General features: G+C 70.3%; 19 protein-coding genes. 7 read left to right on the forward strand and 12 right to left on the reverse strand.

Annotation, left to right across the window (positions count from 1 at the left end; translation table 11 throughout):
• Nucleotides 1-97: 97 nt before the first annotated feature.
• Genes ACW4TU_RS19080 through ACW4TU_RS19090 form a run of 3 tightly spaced genes read left to right on the forward strand, consistent with a single transcriptional unit; the run spans nt 98 to nt 2,065 of the window.
• Nucleotides 98-982: a peptidoglycan-binding protein gene (locus ACW4TU_RS19080; RefSeq protein ID WP_457429084.1), complete on the forward strand. Its 885-nt coding sequence runs from the start codon at nt 98-100 to the stop codon at nt 980-982.
• Nucleotides 979-1,815, forward strand: a complete 837-nt coding sequence (locus ACW4TU_RS19085; protein WP_457429086.1) for a helix-turn-helix domain-containing protein — start codon at nt 979-981, stop codon at nt 1,813-1,815. Before ACW4TU_RS19080 ends, ACW4TU_RS19085 begins: the two co-directional genes overlap by 4 nt.
• Before the next feature lie 52 nt (nt 1,816-1,867).
• Nucleotides 1,868-2,065, forward strand: coding sequence for a hypothetical protein (locus ACW4TU_RS19090; protein WP_457429088.1), 198 nt, complete (start codon nt 1,868-1,870; stop codon nt 2,063-2,065).
• A gap of 84 nt (nt 2,066-2,149) precedes the next feature.
• Here the strand turns inward: ACW4TU_RS19090 and ACW4TU_RS19095 are convergent, their stop codons facing one another.
• The 4 genes from ACW4TU_RS19095 to ACW4TU_RS19110 form a co-directional block, all read right to left on the reverse strand.
• Nucleotides 2,150-3,601, reverse strand: a complete 1,452-nt coding sequence (locus ACW4TU_RS19095; RefSeq protein ID WP_457429090.1) for an aldehyde dehydrogenase family protein — start codon at nt 3,599-3,601, stop codon at nt 2,150-2,152.
• Nucleotides 3,598-5,331, reverse strand: coding sequence for an N-acyl-D-amino-acid deacylase family protein (locus tag ACW4TU_RS19100; RefSeq protein ID WP_457429092.1), 1,734 nt, complete (start codon nt 5,329-5,331; stop codon nt 3,598-3,600). Before ACW4TU_RS19100 ends, ACW4TU_RS19095 begins: the two co-directional genes overlap by 4 nt.
• A 124-nt stretch (nt 5,332-5,455) precedes the next feature.
• Entirely contained in the window at nt 5,456-6,544 is a 1,089-nt protein-coding gene (locus ACW4TU_RS19105; RefSeq protein ID WP_457429094.1) for an LLM class flavin-dependent oxidoreductase, read from the reverse strand.
• Between the two features lie 156 nt (nt 6,545-6,700).
• Nucleotides 6,701-7,477 (reverse strand): SDR family NAD(P)-dependent oxidoreductase, encoded by a 777-nt coding sequence (locus ACW4TU_RS19110; RefSeq protein WP_457429096.1) that lies wholly within the window; start codon nt 7,475-7,477, stop codon nt 6,701-6,703.
• A 229-nt stretch (nt 7,478-7,706) separates the two neighbouring features.
• Between ACW4TU_RS19110 and ACW4TU_RS19115 the strand changes: the two genes are divergently transcribed.
• Entirely contained in the window at nt 7,707-8,441 is a 735-nt protein-coding gene (locus ACW4TU_RS19115; protein ID WP_457429098.1) for a hypothetical protein, read from the forward strand.
• A gap of 156 nt (nt 8,442-8,597) precedes the next feature.
• Entirely contained in the window at nt 8,598-9,389 is a 792-nt protein-coding gene (locus ACW4TU_RS19120) for a hypothetical protein (protein WP_457429099.1), read from the forward strand.
• 69 nt (nt 9,390-9,458) lie between these two features.
• On the opposite strand, the gene ACW4TU_RS19125 is transcribed toward ACW4TU_RS19120, so the two are convergent.
• From ACW4TU_RS19125 to ACW4TU_RS19150, 6 genes are all read right to left on the reverse strand, one after another.
• Nucleotides 9,459-10,157 carry a helix-turn-helix transcriptional regulator gene (locus tag ACW4TU_RS19125; RefSeq protein WP_457429101.1) on the reverse strand — a complete coding sequence of 233 codons (699 nt, stop codon included), beginning with the start codon at nt 10,155-10,157 and terminating at the stop codon, nt 9,459-9,461.
• Nucleotides 10,158-10,234: 77 nt separating this feature from the next.
• On the reverse strand, nt 10,235-11,182 hold the full coding sequence (locus tag ACW4TU_RS19130) for an LLM class F420-dependent oxidoreductase (RefSeq protein ID WP_457429102.1): 948 nt from the start codon (nt 11,180-11,182) through the stop codon (nt 10,235-10,237).
• A 382-nt stretch (nt 11,183-11,564) separates the two neighbouring features.
• Nucleotides 11,565-13,901, reverse strand: a complete 2,337-nt coding sequence (locus tag ACW4TU_RS19135) for a coiled-coil domain-containing protein (protein WP_457429104.1) — start codon at nt 13,899-13,901, stop codon at nt 11,565-11,567.
• 74 nt (nt 13,902-13,975) lie between these two features.
• Nucleotides 13,976-14,824 (reverse strand): hypothetical protein, encoded by an 849-nt coding sequence (locus tag ACW4TU_RS19140; protein ID WP_457429106.1) that lies wholly within the window; start codon nt 14,822-14,824, stop codon nt 13,976-13,978.
• Nucleotides 14,825-14,826: 2 nt separating this feature from the next.
• The gene (locus ACW4TU_RS19145) at nt 14,827-15,669 is read right to left on the reverse strand and encodes a vWA domain-containing protein (RefSeq protein ID WP_457429107.1); all 843 of its coding nucleotides are present in this window, start codon (nt 15,667-15,669) and stop codon (nt 14,827-14,829) included.
• A gap of 169 nt (nt 15,670-15,838) precedes the next feature.
• Complete coding sequence (locus ACW4TU_RS19150) at nt 15,839-17,110, reverse strand: amidohydrolase family protein (protein WP_457429109.1); 1,272 nt, start codon at nt 17,108-17,110, stop codon at nt 15,839-15,841.
• Nucleotides 17,111-17,331: 221 nt separating this feature from the next.
• On the opposite strand from ACW4TU_RS19150, the gene afsR reads away from it, so the two are divergent.
• Nucleotides 17,332-20,355, forward strand: a complete 3,024-nt coding sequence (afsR, locus tag ACW4TU_RS19155) for an SARP-family global regulator AfsR (protein ID WP_457429110.1) — start codon at nt 17,332-17,334, stop codon at nt 20,353-20,355.
• Between the two features lie 226 nt (nt 20,356-20,581).
• Nucleotides 20,582-20,782, forward strand: coding sequence for a hypothetical protein (locus tag ACW4TU_RS19160; RefSeq protein ID WP_457429112.1), 201 nt, complete (start codon nt 20,582-20,584; stop codon nt 20,780-20,782).
• Nucleotides 20,783-20,885: 103 nt separating this feature from the next.
• Here ACW4TU_RS19160 and ACW4TU_RS19165 read toward each other — a convergent pair whose 3' ends face one another.
• Nucleotides 20,886-21,284 carry a hypothetical protein gene (locus ACW4TU_RS19165; RefSeq protein WP_457429114.1) on the reverse strand — a complete coding sequence of 133 codons (399 nt, stop codon included), beginning with the start codon at nt 21,282-21,284 and terminating at the stop codon, nt 20,886-20,888.
• Complete coding sequence (locus tag ACW4TU_RS19170; RefSeq protein ID WP_457430201.1) at nt 21,281-21,559, reverse strand: hypothetical protein; 279 nt, start codon at nt 21,557-21,559, stop codon at nt 21,281-21,283. The genes ACW4TU_RS19165 and ACW4TU_RS19170 overlap by 4 nt, the downstream gene beginning before the upstream one ends.
• Nucleotides 21,560-21,989 lie beyond the last annotated feature (430 nt).

Consider the following 21,989-nt stretch of genomic DNA (forward strand, 5'->3'; position numbering starts at 1 on the left):
GTGGAGCGTGTCACGTTGGAAGGAACTGCCGGATTCTCTGGACCAGAGAGTCCGTCAACTCGTGGTGCAGTTGCGGAGGTTGAAGGACCGCGGCGGTTTGAGCCTGGACGTGCTCGCGGTCAGGACCGGATACAGCCGCTCGTCGTGGGATCGCTACCTCAACGGGAAGGCACTGCCGCCGCGGCACGCGGTGGAGGAGCTGGCGCGGGTCGCGGGGGCGGATCCGGTCCGCCTGCTGGTGCTGCATGAGGTGGCCGAGGAAGCGTGGCCGCAGCGGATCGCGTCGTCCTCGTCGGCCGGTGCGGAAGGCGACGGCGGCGAGCAGGGGGCACGGGGCGAGGCGGCTGCCGAGCGTTCCGGTGCGGCCGAGGGCTCTGCGGCGTCGGCGGAGGGACCCGGGGCCTTGACGGAGGGGCCCGCAGCGTTGGTGGCTGGGCAGCCGCCAGGGGTGCGCCGGCCCGTCGCCCTCGCTGCCGTGGTGGTCGCCGCACTCGTGGGGATGGCCGCCGGAATACTGATCGCCGCACCCTGGGGCGATGACGACGGCGGGGGCGACAAGGTGCAGACGGCGCTGAACGGCCCACTGCCGAGCAGCAGTACCACCCGTACCGGTGCCCGTACCGGTACGGGTGGTACTGGCACCGGTACGGGCACCAACAGCAACAACACCTCTACCGAGGGGCTGGGCTGGTACGTCTTCAAGCCGGAGAAGTCGTACTCCTGCAAGGTCCGCCGGACCGGCGCGGCAGGCGGGGGGCTGTTCGCTGGATACAGCACCACGCGTACCGCCGTCCTTGCCGGACCGGGCTGGGACGTGGTGGAGGCCCAGTGCCTGCTGGGCTATCGCCAGTTGGAGCCGGGCGTCGTCGACGGGGTCTACGGGCAGCAGACCATCGCGGCCGTGATGCGTCTGCAGAAGAAGGCCGGGCTGCCGGCGGACGGCGTCGTGGGCCCGCACACCTGGCAGGCGCTGCGCGGATGACCGGCCCTGCACCGGAGTGCGCGGCACTGGCCGAGGGGCTCCGCGAAATGAGGGCGCGGACGGGCCTGAGCCTGGCGGCGTTGGCCGAACGCTCGCCGTACAGCAAGTCGTCCTGGGAGCGCTACCTCAACGGGAAAAAGCCGGTGCCCCGGCAGGCCGTCGAGGCGCTGTGCGCGATGGCCGGGGAGCCCGCCGGGCGGCTGCTCGCGCTGTGGGAGCTGGCGGACACCGAGTGGAGCGGGCGCGCCCGGCACACCCGCCCCCCTGCCCAGCCCGCGCCCGCGGCCCCGTCCGCAGCCGCCCTGGTCCCCGCAGGTGCTGTAGGTGCCCCGGGCATCCACCGGAGGGTTCGGCGCCAAGGGCTGTTCATCGCCGGTGTGGGTGTGGTCGCAGTGGCGATGTTGGCGGCGCAGTCTCTGCGGAGCCACAGCGCCGCCGGAAGCCCGGCGGGCCTGGCGTCCCCCGCGCTGGATCCCATCCCCGGATGCCAGGGGAAAGCGTGTGACGGGAAGGATCCCAGCCCGATGGCCTGCGGACTGCCCGGCAGGGTGGACTCGCTCGGTCCGCCGCACCCCACCAGCACCGGTGCGAGGGTGGAGATCCGGTACAGCCAGGTGTGCGCCGCCGCGTGGGGCCGGATCTGGCATTCGAAGGTCGGGGACGCGATCGAGGTCTCGGCCCCCGGCACCCGGCCGCATCGAGTCGTCGTCAGAAACACCGCCGATACGGGCGTCTACCGTTTCACGCCGATGATCGGCGGCCCGAACCGGACCGACCTACGGCTGTGCTTCATTCCGGCGGGCGGCACGGACCGGGAGTGCTTCGACTCCTGACGGTGCGTTTCTCCTGGCCGACCAGTGCACCACCGCTGGGCGCGGCTCCCGCGTGGTCGGGGTCGCCCACCTCGGCCGCCCCGACCACGCCCGCTCCGGCACCGTCACCCGCAGCGGCTGGGTCCACAGCGGCAAGGGCACCGGCGCGGACTGCTCCGAGGGGACGTACGCGTGGATCGCCGGCACCGGCACCGAGGGCTGGTTCACCGCCGCCGACCGCGCTGACGGCGGAGCCCCCGCGCTTGGCTGACCCCGCCAGCACCACCCGGGCAGCACCGCGGCCCGAACCCCGCCTCACCCGAGGCAGAGGTCCGGGCCGTGGCCGTACCCGCGCTCACCCCGCCCAGACGACCGACTGCACCTCCCCGTACGCGTGCAGCGCGTACGACCCCACATCGCGCCCCACCCCGCTCCGCTTGAACCCGCCGAACGGTGCCTCCATGTTCCGGCCTACGGTGTTCACGCCGACCCCGCCGGCCCGCAGTCGGCGCGCGACCCGGAAGGCGCGGGCCACATCCGCCGACCAGACGTAGTCGATGAGCCCGTACTCGCTGTCGTTGGCCAGCGCGACGCCCTCCTCCTCGTCGTCGAAGGGGATGACGGTGACCACCGGCCCGAAGATCTCCTCCCGGGCCACCCGCATGTCGTTGGTGCAGTCGGCCAGCAGGGTCGGGGCGACATAGAACCCCCGGTCGAACGGCGGTCGTTCGCCTCCCGCGACCACCACCGCGCCTTCCTTCCGCCCGAGTTCGACGTACGCCTCGACCCTGTCCCGGTGCGCCCCCGAGATCACCGGCCCGACCACCGTGCCCTCCGCGCGCGGGTCACCCACCTTCAAGTGACCGGCGTAGGCGGCGAGTTGTTCCACGAGTCGCCCGTACACGCCCCGCTGCGCCAGCACCCGCGTCGGGGCCGTGCAGATCTGGCCGCTGTAGAACGAGAACGTCGTGCCGATGCCCGCGACCGCCGAGCGGATGTCCGCGTCGTCGAAGACGAGTGCCGCGCCCTTTCCGCCCAGCTCCATCAACTGGCGTTTCATGCTCCGGCCGCACACCTCGGCGATCCGCTGACCGACCGCCGTCGAGCCGGTGAAGCTGACCATGTCGACGTCCGGGGAGCCCACGACCGCCTCGCCGACCCCGACGCCCAGCCCGCTGACCACGTTGACGGTCCCCGGCGGCGCGCCCGCCTCCTCCAGCGCCTCCGCCATCCTGTACACGGACAGCGGGTCCTGCGGAGCGGGCTTCACGACCACCGTGTTGCCCATCGCCAGGGCGGGCGCGATCTTGCCGGCCGGGTTGGCCCACGGGTTGTTGTACGAGGTGATGCAGGCGACCACGCCCACCGCCTGGCGGATCGCCAGCGCGCCCATCACCGCCGCCTTCCCGAACGGGCCCCCCTCGTTGACCTGCGGTGGGATCGCCCACTCGGCCGGCTCCACCTTCGCGTACCGGCGGAAACGGGCAGCGCCCACGCCCACCTGCATCCCGCGCGCCGTCCCCGTCGTGGCGCCGGTCTCCGCCTGGGCGAGTGCGGCGTACGGCACCAGACGGCTGTGGATGATGTCCGCGGCGCGGGCCAGGACTGCGGCCCGTTCCTCCGGTGAGGTGCGCGACCACGGTCCGGAGGCCTCGCGGGCCGCCGCGGCGGCGGCGTACGCCTGATCCCGCGAGGCCTCCGGCGCCCACCCGACGACTTCCTCCGTCGCCGGGTCGATCACCTCGTAGTGCCCGTCGGCAGGGTCCACCCACGAACCGCCGACGAACAGCCGCTGTGCGTCGTTCACCTGGTGCTCACCGTCGCCGTGTCCCGGCCCGAGCGAAGCACCGTGCCCGGCACCGCGCCCGTCACCGTGTCGTCCCGGATCGTCTCAACCCCGTTGACCCATACGGCCGTTACGCCGATCGCCTTCGAGTCGAGACGCGGGCTGTCACCCGGCAGGTCGTGCACCAGGGTGGCCTTGTCGGCGGCGATCCGCTCCGGGTCGAAGAGGACCAGGTCGGCGTGGAAGCCCTCCTGGATACGTCCCCTCTCGCGCAGGCCGAACAGCCGCGCCGGGTCGTCGGTCAGCATCTGCACCGCCCGCTCCAGCGGCACCAGTTTCCGGCCGCGCAGACAGTCGCCGAGGAAACGGGTCGTGTACGGGGCCCCGCACATCCGGTCCAGGTGCGCGCCGGCGTCGGAGCCGCCGAGCAGTACGTCCTCGTGCCGCCAGGTCTCGGCGCGCAGCGCCCAGGACGCCGGGTCGTTGTCGGTGGGCATGGGCCACAGGACCGTACGCAGTTCGTCGGCCACGCAGATGTCGACGAGGCAGCTGAAGGGGTCCTGGCCGCGTTCGGCGGCGATGTCCCGCACCACCCTCCCCGTCAGGCCCTCGTTCGCCGCGCTGTACGTGTCCCCGATGACGTACCGCCCGAAGTCCGTCAGCCGCCGGAAGACGCCGGCCTCCTCGCTCTGCCCCTGGCGGACCATCTCGGCCCGTACCGCCGGGTCGGCGAGCCGGGTGATCCGCTCGGCGACCGGCAGGCCGAGCACGGGTCCCCACCCGGGGATCAGGTTCAGGGCGCAGAAGGTGCCGAGGGACATGTTCATCGGCGTGAGGATGGGCATGGTGAGGGCCACGACCCGGCCACCCGCCTTGCGGGCGCGCTCACTTGCCTCCAGCTGGCGGGGTACACGGGCCGGCACGGACGCGTCGATGGTGAGCACGTTCCAGTTCAGCGGGCGCCCGGCCACCGCGCTCATCTCGACGAACAGATCGATCTCGGCGTCGCTGAACTGGTCGAGGCATCCTGCGACGATCGCCTCGATCTGGGTGCCCTCGTGCTCGCCGACCGCCCGGGAGAGGGCGAGGAGTTCGGCGGGCAGCGCGTGCCGGGACGCCACCGGTTCGCCGTCCCCGTCGGAGTGCGAGGACGACTGGGTGGTGGAGAATCCCCAGGCTCCGGCGTCCATGGCCTCGTGCAACAGCCGTAGCATGTCGGCGAGTTGCTGTTCCGTCGGCTGTCCGCCCACCGCGTCCGGGCCCATGACGTACCGCCGCAGCGCGCAATGTCCCACCATGAAACCGGCGTTGACCGCGATCCGCCCCTCCAGCGCGTCCAGGTACTCCCCGAAGCCGCTCCAGCTCCAGGGCGCCCCCTCCTCCAGCGCGACCAGGGACATCCCCTCGACCTTGGACATCATCCGGCGCGTGTAGTCGGCGTCGTCGGGGCGGTCCGGGTTCAACGGGGCAAGCGTGAAACCGCAGTTGCCGGCGGCGACCGTCGTAACCCCGTGATTGAGGGACGGCGTGGCATACGGGTCCCAGAAGAGCTGGGCATCGTAGTGCGTGTGCGGATCGACGAACCCGGGCGCGAGGACCAGCCCGGACGCGTCCTCGGTGGTCCGGGCGTCCTCGGTGATCCGGGTACCGATGGCCGCGATGCGACCGTCCCGTATCCCCACATCGGCGACGTAGGCGGGCGCGCCGGTCCCGTCGACGACGGTGACGCCCGCGATCAGATGGTCAAGCACGGCTGCACCTCTTCCCAACGGCCACACGGACGCGCCCCTTCAGGGGCGCGGGACTGTATCGATCTGCGGCTCCGCCGCGTGGGCGCGAGAAACCACAACGGCCCCGCACCCGCCGACGACAACCTCAAGCCGCCCCCCGGAACCGCGAAGTCCGATGCACGGGGTCGGTGTCGATCTTCGGAATCACATGCTCACCGACCAGCCGGATCGTCTGCAGCGTGTCCTCCCTGGAGATCCCGATCGGCATCCCGAAGCTCAGCTGATCCGCCCCCGCCTGCTCCCACCGCTTGCACTGCGTCAGCACCTCGTCCGGGTCCCCGCAGATCAACAGCTCCTCGGCGATGAGCAGTTCGATGATCTCCTCGTTGAACTCGGGCAACGTCTCCGGCCACACGGGGAACCCCTCGGGACGAGGGAACGTGTCGTGGTACCGGAAGAGCAGCGACTGCAGATAGTGCAGCCCACCGCCCGCCGCGATCCGTACCGCCTCCGCGTGCGTCGGCGCGCAGATCGCCGTCGACGTCACCATCACGTTGTCGTTGACGTAGTCCCCGACCGGCTCGGCGTCCACGATCGCCGTCTTGTACTGCTCCAGCACCCACTCCATGTCGGAGACCCGCTGCACGCTGAAGCCGAGAACCCCGAGCCCCTTGCGGGCGGCCATGGCGTACGAGGGCGGCGAGCCGGCGGCGTACCACATCGCGGGGTGCGAGGGACCGTACGGCTTGGGCAGGATCTTGCGCGGCGGCAGTGACCAGTGCTTGCCCTGGAAACCGACGTACTCGTCCTGCATCCACATCTTCGGGAACTCGGCGATCGTCTCCTCCCACAGCTCCTTCGTGTGGTTCATGTCGGTGATGCCGGGCATGAAGCCGAGGATCTCGTGCGAGCCGGCGCCCCGGCCGGAGCCGAACTCGAAGCGGTTGCCGGTGAGATGGTCGAGCATGGCGACCTTCTCGGCCACCTTCACCGGGTGGTTGACCGGAGCGAGCGGGTTGAAGATGCCGGAGCCGAGGTGGATGCGCTCGGTGGCGTGGGCGAGGTAGCCGAGGTAGACGTCACTGGCCGAGATGTGCGAGTACTCCTCCAGGAAGTGGTGCTCGGACACCCAGGCGTACTTGAAGTTCGACCTGTCCGCCTGAATGACGTACTCGGTCTCCTCCATCAGCGCCTTGTGCTCCGCGAGCGGATCGGTCTCGGCCCGCTTGCCCACGTATCCCTGTACAAAGAGCCCGAATTCCAAGGAGGTTCACCGTCCCCAGTAACCGTTCCTGCCGTCTCTGACACTCTCGCCGTTTCTGACGCAGCGTCAGATTTGTTGAGACGACTGTTCCACCGGCCCCTGTGACCGTCAATAGCTGACGGTCAGTCAGACAATGGCAACACCGGCGAGCCAGCCCCCGTCGATCACGAACGGCTGCCCGGTGATGTACGAGGAGTCCTCCGAGGTGAGGAACAGCGCGAGCCGCGCCACCTCGTCCGGCCGCCCGATCCGTCCCAGCGGCACGAGCTTGCGGTACAGCTTGTCCAGCCCCTGCGAGGCACTCTCGGCGTCGGCGTCCGGGTCGAGCACGGCCGGGTTGGACATCGCGGTGTCGATCGCGCCCGGGCACATGGCGTTGACCCGGATCCTCCGGCGCGCCAGTTCCAGCGCGGCGACCCGGGTGAGCCCGACGATGGCGTGCTTGCTCGCCGCGTACGCCCCGACCGCCGCCATACCCGTAACCCCGGTGTACGAGGCGGTGTTGACGATCGTCCCGCCGCCGGCGTCGGCGATGCGTGGCGCGACCGTCCTGATCCCGAGGAAGCAGCCGACCTGGTTGACCTGCACGACCTGCATGAACTCGTCGAGGGACGTGTCGAGAAGGGTGTTGAAGCGGAGGATGCCGGCGTTGTTGACCAGCCCGTCGATCCGGCCGTACGCCTTCTCCGTCGCGGCGACGGCAGCCTGCCAGCCCGCCTCCTCGCGCACGTCGAGATGGACGTACAGGGCGCCCAACTCCTTGGCCAGGTCCTCTCCTTGGTCGTCGAGCACATCCGCCACGACCACCCGCGCGCCCTCCGCCACGAAGAGCCGCGCCTCCTGCTCCCCCTGACCGCGTGCCGCGCCGGTGACGATGACGACCCGTCCGTCGAGCTTGCCCATGCGGAACCCCTTCACAGCGTTCACATCGGTGGAGGCCAGCATCGTACCGCCGCATCTGACGAGGCGTCAGACCCGGTCGCCGAGTGCGCCGTGTGTGCTGTGTGTGCGAGAGCACACCTTAAGTAACCGGGGAGTAGGGATATTTGACCCTGTCGCGGATCCGCCGGTGAGCCAATAATCCTCCACGAACAGGTAAAGCGAACACCAAGGATCCCAGGGACGGAGCGGCATGGCCAAGAGGCGTCTGAAGAACAGGAAGGTCCGACTTGTGGCGGTCGGATCGGCGCTCGCGACCGGTGGCGCGATCATCGCCCTCCTTCCGTCGGCGAACGCGGCCGAGGAGAAGACACCCGAGCAGATCATCACGATGTGCGAGAGGTCCGCGGTGGTCAACGGAAAACAGCGGTCGGTGAGGGATTTCGGAGGCGCCTTCGCCGACGGTTTCCAGGCCGACAACTGCAACTACGTCGAGACCAATTTCGAGTTGTTCGACGGCCCCACCGAGAAGGCCTCGATCGACTTCCCGAACTGCGAACCGAACGCCACCGAACCGGCGAAGGTCTCGATCACCTGGAAAGCGACCGTGGCCCAGGGGTCGGGCAAGTACACCGCGACCCAACAGGGCGCCGGCGGCGGGCTCTTCGGCTTCCTCAGCGGATCCTGGCTCAAACACAAGGGGACGACCGACATGACCGTCAAGTCGGTGACCGCCGGTGACACGGAGAACCGGGAGGTTCCGGTCGGCAAGGTCCTGCACATGGAGTTCACGCCGAAAATGCAGCGCATGACCGGCGAATGGCGGGTACGGATCGACGCCAACCCCGGAAGCTTCGCCGTGAACCCCTCACCGGAGAAGAACTTCGTCGCGTCGGAACTCGTCGAGGGGCCCGCCGTCCTGCCGGGCGCCGCCGGAGCCGCAGGCATCGCGGACGGGGTCGCCAAGCCCGTCCTGACCGACTGCTGACCCGACCGACCGCCGACCGTTTGCCGACCGACTGCCGACGATGCCCTCCCATGTCCCGCGCTTCCCCCCACCCCACCACCACCCTCCCCCCTCCCGACCACTCGTCCCACCTGGCCGAATGCCCTCAACTCCCCCTTTCCCGCAAGGAGACGCACGATGACCCGCACCAGCCGCAAGGGCAGTCACCGGAGCAAGAAGAAGCGCATCGTCATCGCCATGGCCCCGGTGGTGGCCGTCGCGGTGGCCGTTCCGCTGATGAACCAGGCGGGCGCCGCCACCCCCTCCGAGGTGACCAGGGACTGCGCGGAGAACTCCCCCAAGCTGGACAACTGTGAATTCGTCGACGTCCAGTTCAAGAGGGACAACCTCGGGCCCAACAAGCGCGTTTCCACCATTACCGACAACTGCGGTTCCACCAGCGCCCTGACGAAGAGCTTCAGTGTGGCCGCCTCGGTGACGAGGTCCATCACGCTGGAGGACGGATTCACCGCCTCCGCCGACTCGAAGCTGGGAAACTCGTTCTTCGAGATCGGCGCCAAGTTCAACACCACGGAGATCGACCTCAAGCGTGACGACACCGGTACCGGATTCGACTTCTCCCGGACCGACACCGTGAAGGCCGACCACCTCGGGTTCTTCATGTGGTCGGAGAAGCGAACCGACGTGAGCGGATTCCTCAAGGCCACGTACAAGGACGAGCAGGACGGCCAGAAGGTGTTCTTCTCGCCCAGCGAGGGCGCCACGAGTGTGCACGTCTTCTATCCACAGCTCCTGAAGAACGGTACGCCGGACGGCCGCCTCTGGCTGCGCAACGTCGAGTGCGGAACACCTCAGGCCAACGGACTCCAGAACTCGGCGAAGAGCAGCAGGGCGGAGCCCGGATTCGGCCAGGGCGGCGACAACGTCACGGACGTGGAAATCCCGCTGTCGGAGATTCCCGCGCCGTAGCGGGATCCGGGACGGAATTCAGCGACAGAAAACGGCGGAACACGGCGGCACCGGTTGTTCTCATGCTTCTCATATGCGAACAACCGGGGTCGCCCCCAGCCATCTCAGCACCGCGTCCGTACTCCCCCGGGCGTCCAGCTTGGCGTAGATGTTGCTGAGGTTGTTGCGGACGGTCTTCTCGCTCAGCCTTAACCGCAGCCCTATCTCCTGGGCGCCGAGGCCGGTCGACAGCAGCTCCATGATCTGCCGCTCGCGCGGCGAGAGCAGACTCCGCAGCCGTTCCATCGCCGCCCCGGCGACGGACGCGCCCTTCGCCTCCTCCCCGGAGACCCGCTGGGCCCCCTCCCGGAGGGCCGCGCACGCGACCGGTGAGAGGTAGGTGTGCCCGACCGTGGCCGCCATGACCGCCGAGGCCAGCATGCAGGTGCAGTAGTCGCCCTCGACGAGATAGCCGGCCCCGCCCCGGAACACCTCCACCACCGTCTCGGTGTCCCGCCGGGGACTGACGACGATCACCGGAACGCTCACGGCACCCATGGCCTTCAGCAGCACCGGGAACTCGGCCGCCGGCTCCTCGCACCGCAGGACGACGACGTCCACCGCGCCCTGCTCCCCCAGCTCACGGTAGGGCGGGTCCACGCGCAACGCCCGCCCCACGTAGGGGTCGTCGGGGTCCGGCCAGTCCTGGTGCGGCCACTCACCCTCGGCACAGGCGAGGGCGACGGACAGCCTGGGCGAGGGGTGGTCGACGAGCCGGGAAGCGTGCACCGCGCATGTCCTTCCGCCGGAACGATGACGTCCGTACGTCCCTACGTACGCGCCCCAGCATGGACATGTTCAAAGGTTCAAAGAGATCCGGGCAAGCTGTCAGACAGGTCGCCCAGCAGCGGGCCCACTTCCGTCCCGAACGTGCCTATTTGGTCGGTGAGTTCAGCGAGACTCCGGCTGCGGAACCGCACCTGGATCTGGTCCACCCCCATCGCGCCGTACGCCCGCAGCGACTCGGCGAGTGCCTCCGGCGCCCCGCTGACCGTCCGCCGCCCGACATCCCACCCGGGCTCTCCGACGTACAGCGGCTCGGTGATGGCCCCGATGGTGAACGGCCCCTGGACGCCCGCCTCTTCGCGCAGTCGCCGGATGCGCGCGATCTGGTCCGGGAGGCGGTCGCGGGGGTCGCCCTGCGGCAGCCAGCCGTCGCCCTTGAGCGCGGCCCGGCGTACGGCGGCGGGGGACGACCCGCCGACCCAGAACGGTACGTGTGCCTGGGCGGGCCGTGGCCGCTGGCCGAGTCCCTCGAAGTCGTACAACTTGCCGTGGTGCTGCGGGAACTCGTCCGGGCCGAGCGCGGCGCGCAACGCGTCGATCGTCTCGTCGAGCACGGCGCCCCGGCGCTCGAAGTCGACCCCCAGCGCCTCGAACTCCTCCTGTACGTGGCCCGCCCCGACCCCGAGGATCAGGCGCCCGCCGGAGAGGTGGTCGAGGGTGGCGTACTGCTTGGCGGTGAGGAGGGGGTGGCGGAGGCCCACGACGGCCACATGGCTGAGGAGCCGGACGTGTTCGGTGACGGCGGCGAGGTGGGCCAGGGTGGCTACGGGGTCGTACCAGACGGTGCTCATCGCGGGGGCGAGGCGGCGGGGGATGGCGACGTGGTCGCAGCTCGCGAGGTAGGCGAAGCCGGTGCGGTCGGCGGTGCGGGCGATGTCGAGGAGGTCGGATGGGGTGGCCGAGGTTTCCCAGGGTTCGGTGTAGAGGGTGGACTGGGACTGGATGGGGAGTTGCATGCCGTAGGTCATGGGGGCGTCCCTTTCCCTGGCTTCTCGTATCTGACGATCCGTCACCTCAAGGCGCGATGGCTATCGTTGCGGGTGACGCGTCGTCGGGCAAGGGGTCGCCGGCCTTGCTTCTTCGCCCCCGCCGCCGCCCCTACCCGTCCCGTCCTGTTCCTGGGGGCTGCGCCCCCAGACCCCCACTGTCGGCCCCGAAGGGGCCTCGTCCTCAAGCGCCGGACGGGCTGGATGTGGCGGGGGCGGGTCGTTGGGGAACAGGGTTGGGCTGAACCGGCCTCGCGATCGGGCGCCGGACGGGCTGGGGGTGTCTGGGCCCGCGCTGGACACATGCAGTAAACGGGGAGCGGGTGGGAAACACGGGGCCCGGGCTGCAGCAGGGGGCGCCCTCTTATCGTCCCGTCAGCAGGAACCGTACGTACTTGCCCGCCCCCAACGCACCCCGTGCCTCCCTGCGGGCGACGCCCAACTCCGCCTCCACCCGGCCACGTTCCGCCTCCGCGCCAGCCAACTGTTTCTGCCTGTGCAACAGTTCCGCCCGCTTGCGTTGCGTGTCCATCGCTCGCTGCTGGCGTTGCGTGGTGAGACGCGCTCGTTCGTCGGTGATCCGTCGCTGCAGGGCGGCCTTCTTCTGCAGGGCCTCGGCCTCCGCCTGCTTGATCTCCGCCTTGTGGGTCCGTCGGAGCGTGGCGATGTCCGCCTTGATCTGGGCCTTGGCCGCCGGCGGCACCGTGGTGGGCGCCGATGCCCTGGCCCGGTGTTCCAGGCCCTGCCGCCAGTCGCTGAGCGCGGTGGCCCGGGCCTCGCCGATGCCGGGCACCCGTATCCGCTGGCCGCTGGGACGCACCAGGTACACGACGGACGGGTTGTGCGAGAAGTCGACGCCGATGAAGTCGGCAGCGGTACGGATTCCCGCGTCCTGGAGCGCCCGCACCATCTTGTTGCCCATGTTGCTGAGCGACCGCGCCTCCTGGATCGACGTCCGGCGCAGCTTGTCCTGGATGTGCGCCCTGATCGCGGGCTCCAGGGCCTTGGCGACCCGGCGCTGCTCCTGCGCCGCCAGCCCCGCCAGCTGTTGCTGGGCCTGGTCGGTACGCCGGTTCAGGTCCATGGTGATACGGGCCTGGGCATCGCGCAGTTCGAGCTGCAGGGCCTGGATGCGCTGGTCTGAGGCCGTGTTGTCCTTGGCGAGGGCGTCGTCGAGGACGCGGATCTCGTTCTCCAGGCGCTGATGGGCGCTCGCCGGGTCGGCCAGCTCGCGGGAGCGCCGTTTCAGGTCGCGCACCCGCTTCCGCGCCGCCCGGTACTCGGGGCGCCGGCGTCGGCCGAACCCGACCATGGCGGCGGAGGTGAGCAGGGCCAAGCCCTGTGCCGCGGGCAGGACGTCCACCGGCTGCGCCGCGGCGAGGACCAACGCGCCCGGCAGGGACGTACTGAGCAACGCGCCGAGACCCGCGACCAGGTCACCGGCGCCGCGCCCGCCGAAGCCGGAGGACCCCGCGAGTTGGGCAGCGGACTGCTGGGCAGAGGTCTGGGCGGCGGAGGAGGGAGCGGTGGACACGGCTATCCGTCCCGCCATCCAGGCCGGCACCCCGGACCCGGATGCCCCGGACGCGGCCGGCGTCCAGGACGTGACCGTGGGGCGCCCGCCACCCAGGCCGCCCCCGGACGCGTAACCCCCCGTACCCGCGCCCGCACCCGATGCGGATGCCGTCCGTTGCGCCGGGAGCTTCACGGCGGCGGCGGTCAGGGGCGGCAGGGCGGACGCCGGTTTGCCGAGGAAGGCCTTGACCCGGCCGGCGACGTCCCGTACCCGCTGGTCCGGGTGGCTCAGCAGGACCGGCCAGGCCAGTGACGTCGCCGGTTCCTTGAAGTCCGCCTCGGAGAGGATCAGGAACTCGCCGTGTCTGTCGTGGAGTTGGGTCCACAGGCCGGGATCCGTGGCGACGGCGAGCAGAGCCAGTTCGATGGTCCAGGCGGAGAAGCGGTCCATGGCGGGGCCGAAGTCGGCGGCCGTACGGGAGGGCGACTGGTAGTTGCGGTGGCCGTTCTCGGTCGCCTGCTCGCCGCGCAGGGCGGGGACGTACATGCCGTCGTAGTCGACGAGCCGGAAGGTCGCGTCGGTGGCCACGAGGAGGTTGCCGTGCTGGAGGTCGCCGTGGGCGATGCCGTTCTTCTCCAGGTCGGCGGTCATGGCCAGGAACCGGTCGGCGAGCGTGTGCAGGGCGGCCGGGTCGTGGAGGTTGCGTTCGATCCAGCTGATGAGGCCGGTGCCCTGGACCCAGGTCATCTTGACCGCCGGGTACCACTCCCGGCCGACCAGAACACCCTGCTCCAGGAAGTCGAACCCCACCGGCCACGGCTGGGACAGCCCGCCCCCGCCGGAACCACCGCTGCCTCCGAGTCCGCCGAGTGCCGTACTGATGGCGGAGTAGCGCTTGCCGAGCGTCGTACTGTCCCGGGTGAAGCACTTCAGCGCGTACCGCTGCCCGTTCGTCGCCGTGACGGAGAAGACGCTGGCGAAGTTCCCGGAGATCGCCTTCGGGCCCAGTACCGGGCTCTGTTGGACCGTGCCGTGCTTCAGGTCCGGGTCGCTGAAGCACAGTTCAGGATGCTGCAACGCCTCCGCGTAGTTCGCTCCCGTCGGGAACTTCCGGGCCGATCCGGTACCGGGGTCTTGGCCAGGACCGTGCCCGTGACCGGGACGGCCGCCGCGGGACACCGCCATGTGTGCCTCCCCTCTCACCACCGTCCGGAAGAACGCCCCACCGTGATACGGCTACACAGGTATACGGATGAACGTCACACTCTCGCTCGGACGAGGGTCACATCGTCGTTGCGCATGTGGGCGCGCGCCCGCTGGTCGTCCACCCACTCGGCGAAGTCCTGCTGGTCGAACGCGGCGAAGGCCGGGAACGCCGCAACCTCGCCCTCGGCCTCCCGTGTCTCCCGGGACAGCACCCAGGCCGCCAACGCGTCGGTGGTGAGCAGGAGTTCGTCGCCCGGCAGCAGTTCCCCGTGAGCCACCCGCATCCGTTCCGCGACCAGCCGTACGTCATGGTTGCGGCTGCCCAGCAGCTGGGGTGTGATCCCGAACTCCTCGACCGTGCGCACCGGAAAGGAGTCGAGGAGGCGCCCGTCGCGCAGCTGGAAGAGGCAGCTGTCGCCGAGGGCGAAGGAGTACCAGAACCAGCGGGTCGTGCCGTCCTCCAGGACTGTGGCCCGGATCTCGGCCCCCAGCACCGTGGCGAACGCCCCTTTTTCCAGGCCGGGTTGCTCGTACCAGGTGATGGGCCTGCCCTGGGCGGCGCGCTCGGCCTGGTAGCGGGTGAGGAAGGCGTCCCAGTGCAGCGCGGAACGCTCCATCAAGTCCCGTACGAACGTGCCGAGTTCCTCCCACCAGTCACCGGCGAGCCGCATGGACTCGACGGCGTCGGCGACGAGGAGCATGGCCCAGTCGCGGGCGAGCAGGCTCTCCGAGGCGCCGTCGGACACGGCGGCGTACAGCGACGCGACGGCCCGGCCGGCGCTGTCGACGCCCGCCTCTCCGGACTGCCAGCAGTACGCGGCGTCCTCGCACTCCCGCTCGCTGCTGCCCGACTTCTGCGTCCACAACCACTGCGCCTGCGGCAGCGCCGGGATGTCCCCCATGGTCAGCGCAGCTCCGTCGCACGGGTGCCGATGTCGAGGAACTCCACGATGGAGACGATGTCGGCGTTGTAGACGAAGCCCCGGGTCGACTCGCTGACGCGGTGGCCCTGCGAGGCGGCGTACGAACGCATGTGGCTGGGCAGGACGCTGGACATGTGGAACAGCAGCTTCGCGTACGTGTCCGGCAGCGCTTCCTCGGCGTCCGGGAACGTGATGGGGGCGCCGCCGCTGCCGGAGACGTGCAGGTTGAAGAGGAGGACCGGGCCGTCGGCGGTGGCGTGCGAGGCCAGGTTGATGGCGGCGCTGGTCGGGTCGCCGTCGGTGGACTCGCCGTCGGTGAGGTTGAGGACGATGGGCGGGAAGCCGCCGGGGTGTGTGTCGACCCAGTGCCCCACCAGGGTGTTCGCGTAGCCGAGGGCGCGGGTCATGGGCGTACCGCCGTTGGTGACCGGGTCCATCCACACCGGGAACTGGACGGACGTCTCGACCAGTCCGCCGGCGCCGTCGGACACCTTCTTGGTACGACTCTCCACCCGCGCCGGGTTGTTGGCGACCTCGCCCAGCGGAACGAGGTCACGGCCGGCGAGGGCGCCCTGGTAGGCGGAGCCGACGCGGTTGTGGCCGTAGCCGATCACCGCGACGTGGAAGTAGTCGCGTACGCCCTCCTCCTTGGCGCACTTGACCGACAGTTCCGTCAGCAGCCGGTTGATGGCGTTGGACACGACCTCGGCCCGCGGCTGTGTCGTCTCACCGTTCTCCATGGGATCGCCCATGGAGGCGGACTGGTCCACGAGGAAGATGAAGCATCCTGGGTTGGTCCGGCTGATCTCTGCGGTGTACGGCAACGGACGTCCCCCGATTTTCCCTGCGCGGTCGCTGTGGAGCAGCTGTGCGGTCGCCGGGGGACGGTCGCGTTCGGCAGCGCGTCTTCACCGTCCGACCACTTGGCCCCCCAAGGAAGTTCACGGTACCGGACGGCCGGCGGCGCTACGGGTTCTACGCCGGTTTCTCCCGCTACGCCCGGCTGCCGGGATCCCACAGCCCGTCCGGCGTCAGCCCCAGCAGGTCGATCGCGTTGCCTCGTACGATCCGCTCCACGACCTCCGGGTCCAGATGCCCCATCTGCGCCTCACCGACCTCGCGCGAGCCGGGCCAGGTGGAGTCGGAGTGGGGGTAGTCGGTCTCGTAGAGGACGTTGGCGACGCCGATCGAGTCGAGGTTGCGCAGCCCGAAGGCGTCGTCGAAGAAGCAGCCGTAGACGTGCTCGGCGAACAGCTCGGAGGGCGGCCGGTGGACCTTGTCGGCGACCCCGCCCCAGCCCCGGTTCTCCTGCCAGACGATGTCCGCGCGCTCCAGGATGTACGGGATCCAGCCGATCTGGCCCTCCGCGTACATGATCTTCAGCTGCGGGAAGCGTTCGAACTTGCCGCTCATCAGCCAGTCGACCATCGAGAAGCAGCAGTTGGCGAAGGTGATGGTGGAGCCGACGGCGGGCGGGGCGTCGGCGGAGGTGGACGGCATCCGGCTGCTGGAGCCGATGTGCATCGCGATGACCGTGCCCGTCTCGGCGCAGGCGGCGAGGAACGGGTCCCAGTCGTCGCCGTGGATCGAGGGCAGGCCGAGGTGCGGGGGGATCTCGGAGAAGGCGACCGCGCGGACGCCCCGGGCCGCGTTGCGCCGGACCTCGGCCGCCGCCAACTCGGCGTCCCAGAGCGGGATGAGGGTGAGCGGGATGAGACGGCCCCGCGCGGCCGGGCCGCACCACTCGTCCACCATCCAGTCGTTGTAGGCGCGTACGCCGAGCAGTCCGAGTTCGTGGTCCTGGGCCTCGGTGAAGGTCTGGCCGCAGAAGCGCGGGAAGGTCGGGAAGCAGACGGCGGACTGGACGTGGTTGATGTCCATGTCGGCCAGCCGCTGCGGGACGTCGTACGAACCGGGGCGCATCTGCTCGTAGGTGATGACTTCGAGCTTGATCTCGTCCCGGTCGAAGCCGACGGCGGTGTCGAGGCGGGTGAGGGGGCGGTGCAGGTTCTCGTAGATCCACCAGTCACCGATCGGGCCGTCGTCGCCGGGTTCGCCCATGACGGGCTTGAACCGGCCGCCGAGGAAGGACATCGACTTCAACGGCGCCCGGACTATGCGCGGGCCGACGTCCAGGTACTTCTTCGGCAGCCGGTCCTGCCAGACGTTCGGCGGCTCGACCGTGTGGTCGTCCACCGAGATGATCTTCGGGAAGGTGTCGGTCGTCCCCGTACCCTCCACCGCGCTCTCCACAGTCGTCTCCATAGGGGCACGGTAGCGCTGATCTGACGAACCGTCAGCTACGCGGCCGCACGTCCCTTTCGGCCACCTCGCCGCCCCCTTTCCGTGGAACCCTGTGCGGAGACCGTGTGAGAACCGTGCAATACCTCACCTCCTGGCCTGTGATCGCTGTCTCCAGAGCTGACGCACATGCCATGGACAAGGCAAACTGCTGTTCTAGTCATGATGTTCGGCAGGGAGCGGCGATGGGTGACACACCGGCTGTACCGCGGGTGCCGGCACAGCGGGATCCCAGGGATACACCGGTGAGCCATCCGGCGGCCTCCTCGGCCGATTCCCCGGCGGCGCTGCGCTTCAGCGTGCTCGGGCCGGTACGGGCCTGGCGCGGCGACGAGCCGCTGCCCACCGGTTCTCCGCAGCAACGCGCGCTGCTGGCCGCGCTGTTGCTGCGTGAGGGCCGCACGGCGACGGCGGCCGAGCTGATCGACGCGCTGTGGGGCGACGAACCTCCGTCGCAGGCGCTGGCGGCGGTACGGACGTACGCGTCGCGGCTGCGGAAGGCGCTGGGCGCCTGGGTGCTGGTGAGCGAGTCGGGCGGATACGCGATCCGTTCACTCGCGGAGGGCGCGCTGGACCTGACAGTGGCGCAGGAACTGGCCACGGAGGCGGAGAAGTCCAGGAGCGCCGGGGATCTGCGCCAGGCCCGGGAGATCCTCAACCAGGCGCTGGACCTGTGGGACGGGCAGCCGCTGGCAAGCATCCCGGGTCCGTACGCGGAGGCACAGCGCGTCCGGTTGGAGGAGTGGTTGCTCCAACTCCTGGAATCGCGCCTTGACATGGACCTCGAACAGGGCTGCCACGCGGAGTCGGTCAGCGAGTTGACCGCCCTCACGGCCGAACACCCCCTCCGCGAGCGCCTGCGCGAGCTGCTGATGCTGGCGCTGTACCGCAGCGGACGGCAGGCCGAGGCCCTGGCGGTGTACGCGGACACGCGCCGCCTCCTCGCCGACGAACTCGGCGTCGATCCCCGGCCCGGCCTCAGGGAGTTGCAGCAGCGCATCCTCCAGGCGGACCCGGGACTCGCCGAGCCCTCCGCCCCGCTCGCCCCGGAACCGGCCCCCGCGCCCGTCCGCCCCGCCCAACTCCCGGCCACGGTCCCGGACTTCACGGGTCGCGCCGCCTTCGTCTCCGAGTTGAGCAAGGTCCTGGAGTCCGCCTCGTCTGCGTCGTCGGCGCAGGGCCGGGTGATGGCCGTGTCCGCACTGGCCGGTATCGGCGGCGTGGGCAAGACGACCCTCGCCGTACATGTGGCCCACCAGGCCCGTTCCGCCTTCCCCGACGGGCAGTTGTACATCGACCTCCAGGGTGCCGGAACCCAGGCGGCCGAGCCGGAGACCGTCCTCGGCGCGTTCCTGCGCGCCCTCGGCACGGCCGCTTCGGCGATCCCGGACTCGCTGGAGGAGCGCGCGGCCCTGTACCGCTCGGTGCTGGACGGCCGCCGGGTCCTGGTCCTGCTGGACAACGCCCACGACGCCGCCCAGGTACGGCCACTGCTGCCGGGTACGGAGGGCTGCGCGGCCCTGGTCACCTCCCGGGTACGGATGGTGGACCTGGCCGGCGCCCACCTCGTCGACCTGGACGTCATGTCCCCCGAGGAGGCCCTCCAGCTGTTCACGAAGATCGTGGGCGAGGAGCGGGTCGCCGCGGAGCGCAAGGCCGCCCTGGACGTGGTGGCGGCCTGCGGCTTCCTGCCGCTGGCGATCAGGATCGCGGCGTCCCGGCTGTCGGCGCGCAGGACGTGGACGGTGTCCGTCCTGGCGGAGAAGCTGGGCGACGAACGCCGGCGACTGGACGAACTCCAGGCCGGCGACCTCGCCGTGAAGGCGACCTTCGAACTCGGCTACGGCGCCCTGGACCCCCAACAGGCCCGCGCTTTCCGCCTGTTGGGCCTGGCGGACGGCCCGGACATATCCCTGGCGGCGGCAGCGGCCGTACTGGGACTACCGGTCGACGACGCGGAGGAGGTCCTGGAGTCCCTGGTCGACACCTCGCTGCTGGAATCGGCGGCGCCGGGCCGCTACCGCTACCACGACCTCGTACGGCTCTACGCGCGTGCGTGCGCGGAACGGGACGAACACCCGCCCGGCGAACGGGCGTCGGCCATGTCACGCCTGCTCGACTTCTACCTCGCGACGGTCGCCGCGACCTACCGCATCCAGCGCCCCGAGGACAAGCTCGTCGACCACCTGGAGCACACGGAGTACCCCGGGCTGACGTTCGCCGACAGTCATGCCGCGCAGGACTGGGTGCACGCGGAGGCGGTGTGCGTACTGGCCTGCGTCCGGCAGTCGGCGACCCGGCCGGACACGCTGCGCCGCGCCGCAGACGTGCTGTGGGCGGCGGTCGAACTGGCCGAGTCCGGCACCAACTCCAAGGAGTACGAGGCGGTCGCGGCGATCGTGCGGGACGCGGCGCGAGCCGCCGGTGACCCCCGTACGGAAGCCCGCGTCCTGACCGCGCTGGCCTTCGTGCACTGCTTCTCGAGCAGCCGTTTCGACGTCGCCATCCAGGAGTCGGAACGGGCGATGGAGTTGGCGCTCGCGGCCGACGACCGCCTCACCGCCTGCTGGTCGTCCAACATCAGTGGTGTCGTGGCCCTCTACCAGAACCGGCACGAGTCGGGCGAGGCCCACCTCACCCGGGCGATCGAGAGCTTCCGCGACTGCGCGGACCGCCCCGGCGAGGCGAGCGCGCTGTGCAACCTCTCCCGCATCCACCTCGCCACGGGCCGCACCGACAGCGCGGTCGCCCTGGCCGAGCAGGGCACGGCGATGTACGACGCGATGGGCCACGCCCTGCGCGGAGCGAACGGCCGGTACGCACTCGGTCTGGCGCTCACCCAGAGCGGCCGGCTGACGGAGGCCGCCGGTCATCTCGACGAGGCCCTGCGGGTGTTCCGGGACAGCAGGCAGCGCCTGTGGGAGGGCATGACCCTGTTCCGTCTCGCCGAGGTCGATCTCGCGGCGGCCCGTTCGGCACGGGCGGCGGCCAACGCCGAGCAGGCGCTGACGGTGCTGCGCGGCATCGGCGGCGAGTGGCGGCGGGGCAACGTCCTCACGGTCCTCGGCCGCGCCCTGCACGGCATCGGCCAGCTGGACCGCGCCCAGGTGTGCTGGCAGGACGCACTCGGTATCTTCGAGTCACTGGAGGCACCGGAGGCGGACGCGGTGCGGGGGCTGCTGGGGCGGGCGACGCGTACGAACTGCTGAGGTTGCCGGACGCGGCCGAGGACGAGCGGCATGAGCGGCGTTCATCATTCGTTTATCGCGCTCCGGCAGGCTCGTCCCTGTCGAGCCGTCGCGTCGGGGGGCAGGCGGAACGACAGGGGGCCGGACCTCTTAAGGTGAACCGGCCCAGGGCCCGCCCCGCAGTCCGCGGGGGAGTCGCGGAGCGGGCCCTCCGTACACCGGTCACCATCACAGGGGAGACAGCAAGATGAGCGACGAGACCAAGACGAACGACATCCACGCGACGAGCGAGCCGGTCACCGCCACCACCCTGGGCGACATCCACGCGACGACCGAACCGGCCAAGCAGACCAAGGCCACGGCGACGGTCCTGGGCGACATCCACGCCACGACGGAACCGGTCACCACCAAGCCGAACGACATCCACGCGACGGACGAGCCGGTCTGAGCCACCGGCTCCGGCATCAACAGACGTACACCTGCACACGGGGGAACGACCGCGGCGGCGCGGAGGGGGAGCCGCCGCGGTCGTGGTGTGTCCGGGGGCAGGCTCACAGACCTCTGACGACCACCTTTGGGCCGCACAGTTTCCCCATGTCGTCCTCGGCGGACGTGTACAGCACCACGCCTCCCGCCTGCTGATCCGCGATCACCGCCAGCGCCGCGTCGATCGCGTACTTGTGGCCGTGCAGGCCGGTTCCCTCCAACAACCCGATCGCAGCATTGGCGACCTCCTTGGTCACGGGCTCCACCACAACCCGGGACATGGCCCACGCCCAGGCTCCCCGTCTCACCTGGCCGTGGTACGCCTCGATGAGCGTCATAGAACTCGTGACCAGGCGAATACCCGTACGCCGGGCGTCCTTGAGCCTGGACATCATCACCCGCTCACCGAGCACCGCCCGCGACAACGCCTCGCAGTCCAGCACATAACAACTGGACTTCCTCAACTCGCCTTCGGGTACTGCGTCTCGGCCGCCGCCTCACGCTCAGCGAAAATACGATCGATCTCCCGGCGCTCGGCCTCGGCCGCCGCCAGTTCGGCCTCGGTGACCGGCCCGTGCTCCTCCTCCAGCCAAGCCACCAGCTCCCCCAGCCGGTCCTGCTCCCGCTGACGCTCTATGGCCTGCGTGACATAGGCACTGAACCCTCCGGGCCCAACCTCGCTCCGGATCTCCTCGGCGAGCTCCTCCGGCAGTGTCACGGTGTACTTCTTCGTTGCCATACCAATCACCATACCGACCTTTCCCGCGCCTGGCCGGTTACCCGCCACCTCGCACCACACCGTCTTGCCCACGCCCTGATCTGCCCCCGTGGCGCTGAGCAGCACCGGAAGAGCGCGCGGGTCGGGATCTCCGACCCCGACCCGGATACGGGCACCACCGTCCACACAGCCCACCCGCACGGATACGGGAGTCCCCTCCCCCACATGCCGGATCACGTTGTCGACCAGCTCGGTGACGCACACTGCGCGCCCCCCGACTTCCGCGAGCAGGCCGAAAGCCTGAGCATCCCCTTCACCCCGGTGGGCCCCGAGCTGCGCGCGACCGGCAGGAGCAACCCCGCTGCCGCCCCGCCCACCCCTGAGCAGCGGCGCCAGTTGGTGGAGGCTTCGGTCCCCGCCCAGTTCGCGGCGGTCCGGGAGGCCGCCCGGG

It is taken from the genome of Streptomyces kryoterrae (genome assembly GCF_054072135.1).

What these genes read in the sequence shown, in the direction of transcription:
- ACW4TU_RS19115 (WP_457429098.1), top strand. Translation starts at nt 7,707, where the DNA reads ATGGCCAAGAGGCGTCTGAAGAACAGGAAGGTCCGACTTGTGGCGGTC.
- ACW4TU_RS19130 (WP_457429102.1), bottom strand. Translation starts at nt 11,182, where the DNA reads ATGACCTACGGCATGCAACTCCCCATCCAGTCCCAGTCCACCCTCTAC.
- ACW4TU_RS19150 (WP_457429109.1), bottom strand. Translation starts at nt 17,110, where the DNA reads ATGGAGACGACTGTGGAGAGCGCGGTGGAGGGTACGGGGACGACCGAC.
- ACW4TU_RS19140 (WP_457429106.1), bottom strand. Translation starts at nt 14,824, where the DNA reads ATGGGGGACATCCCGGCGCTGCCGCAGGCGCAGTGGTTGTGGACGCAG.
- ACW4TU_RS19120 (WP_457429099.1), top strand. Translation starts at nt 8,598, where the DNA reads ATGACCCGCACCAGCCGCAAGGGCAGTCACCGGAGCAAGAAGAAGCGC.
- ACW4TU_RS19160 (WP_457429112.1), top strand. Translation starts at nt 20,582, where the DNA reads ATGAGCGACGAGACCAAGACGAACGACATCCACGCGACGAGCGAGCCG.
- ACW4TU_RS19085 (WP_457429086.1), top strand. Translation starts at nt 979, where the DNA reads ATGACCGGCCCTGCACCGGAGTGCGCGGCACTGGCCGAGGGGCTCCGC.
- afsR (WP_457429110.1), top strand. Translation starts at nt 17,332, where the DNA reads ATGGGTGACACACCGGCTGTACCGCGGGTGCCGGCACAGCGGGATCCC.
- ACW4TU_RS19135 (WP_457429104.1), bottom strand. Translation starts at nt 13,901, where the DNA reads ATGGCGGTGTCCCGCGGCGGCCGTCCCGGTCACGGGCACGGTCCTGGC.
- ACW4TU_RS19110 (WP_457429096.1), bottom strand. Translation starts at nt 7,477, where the DNA reads ATGGGCAAGCTCGACGGACGGGTCGTCATCGTCACCGGCGCGGCACGC.
- ACW4TU_RS19170 (WP_457430201.1), bottom strand. Translation starts at nt 21,559, where the DNA reads ATGGCAACGAAGAAGTACACCGTGACACTGCCGGAGGAGCTCGCCGAG.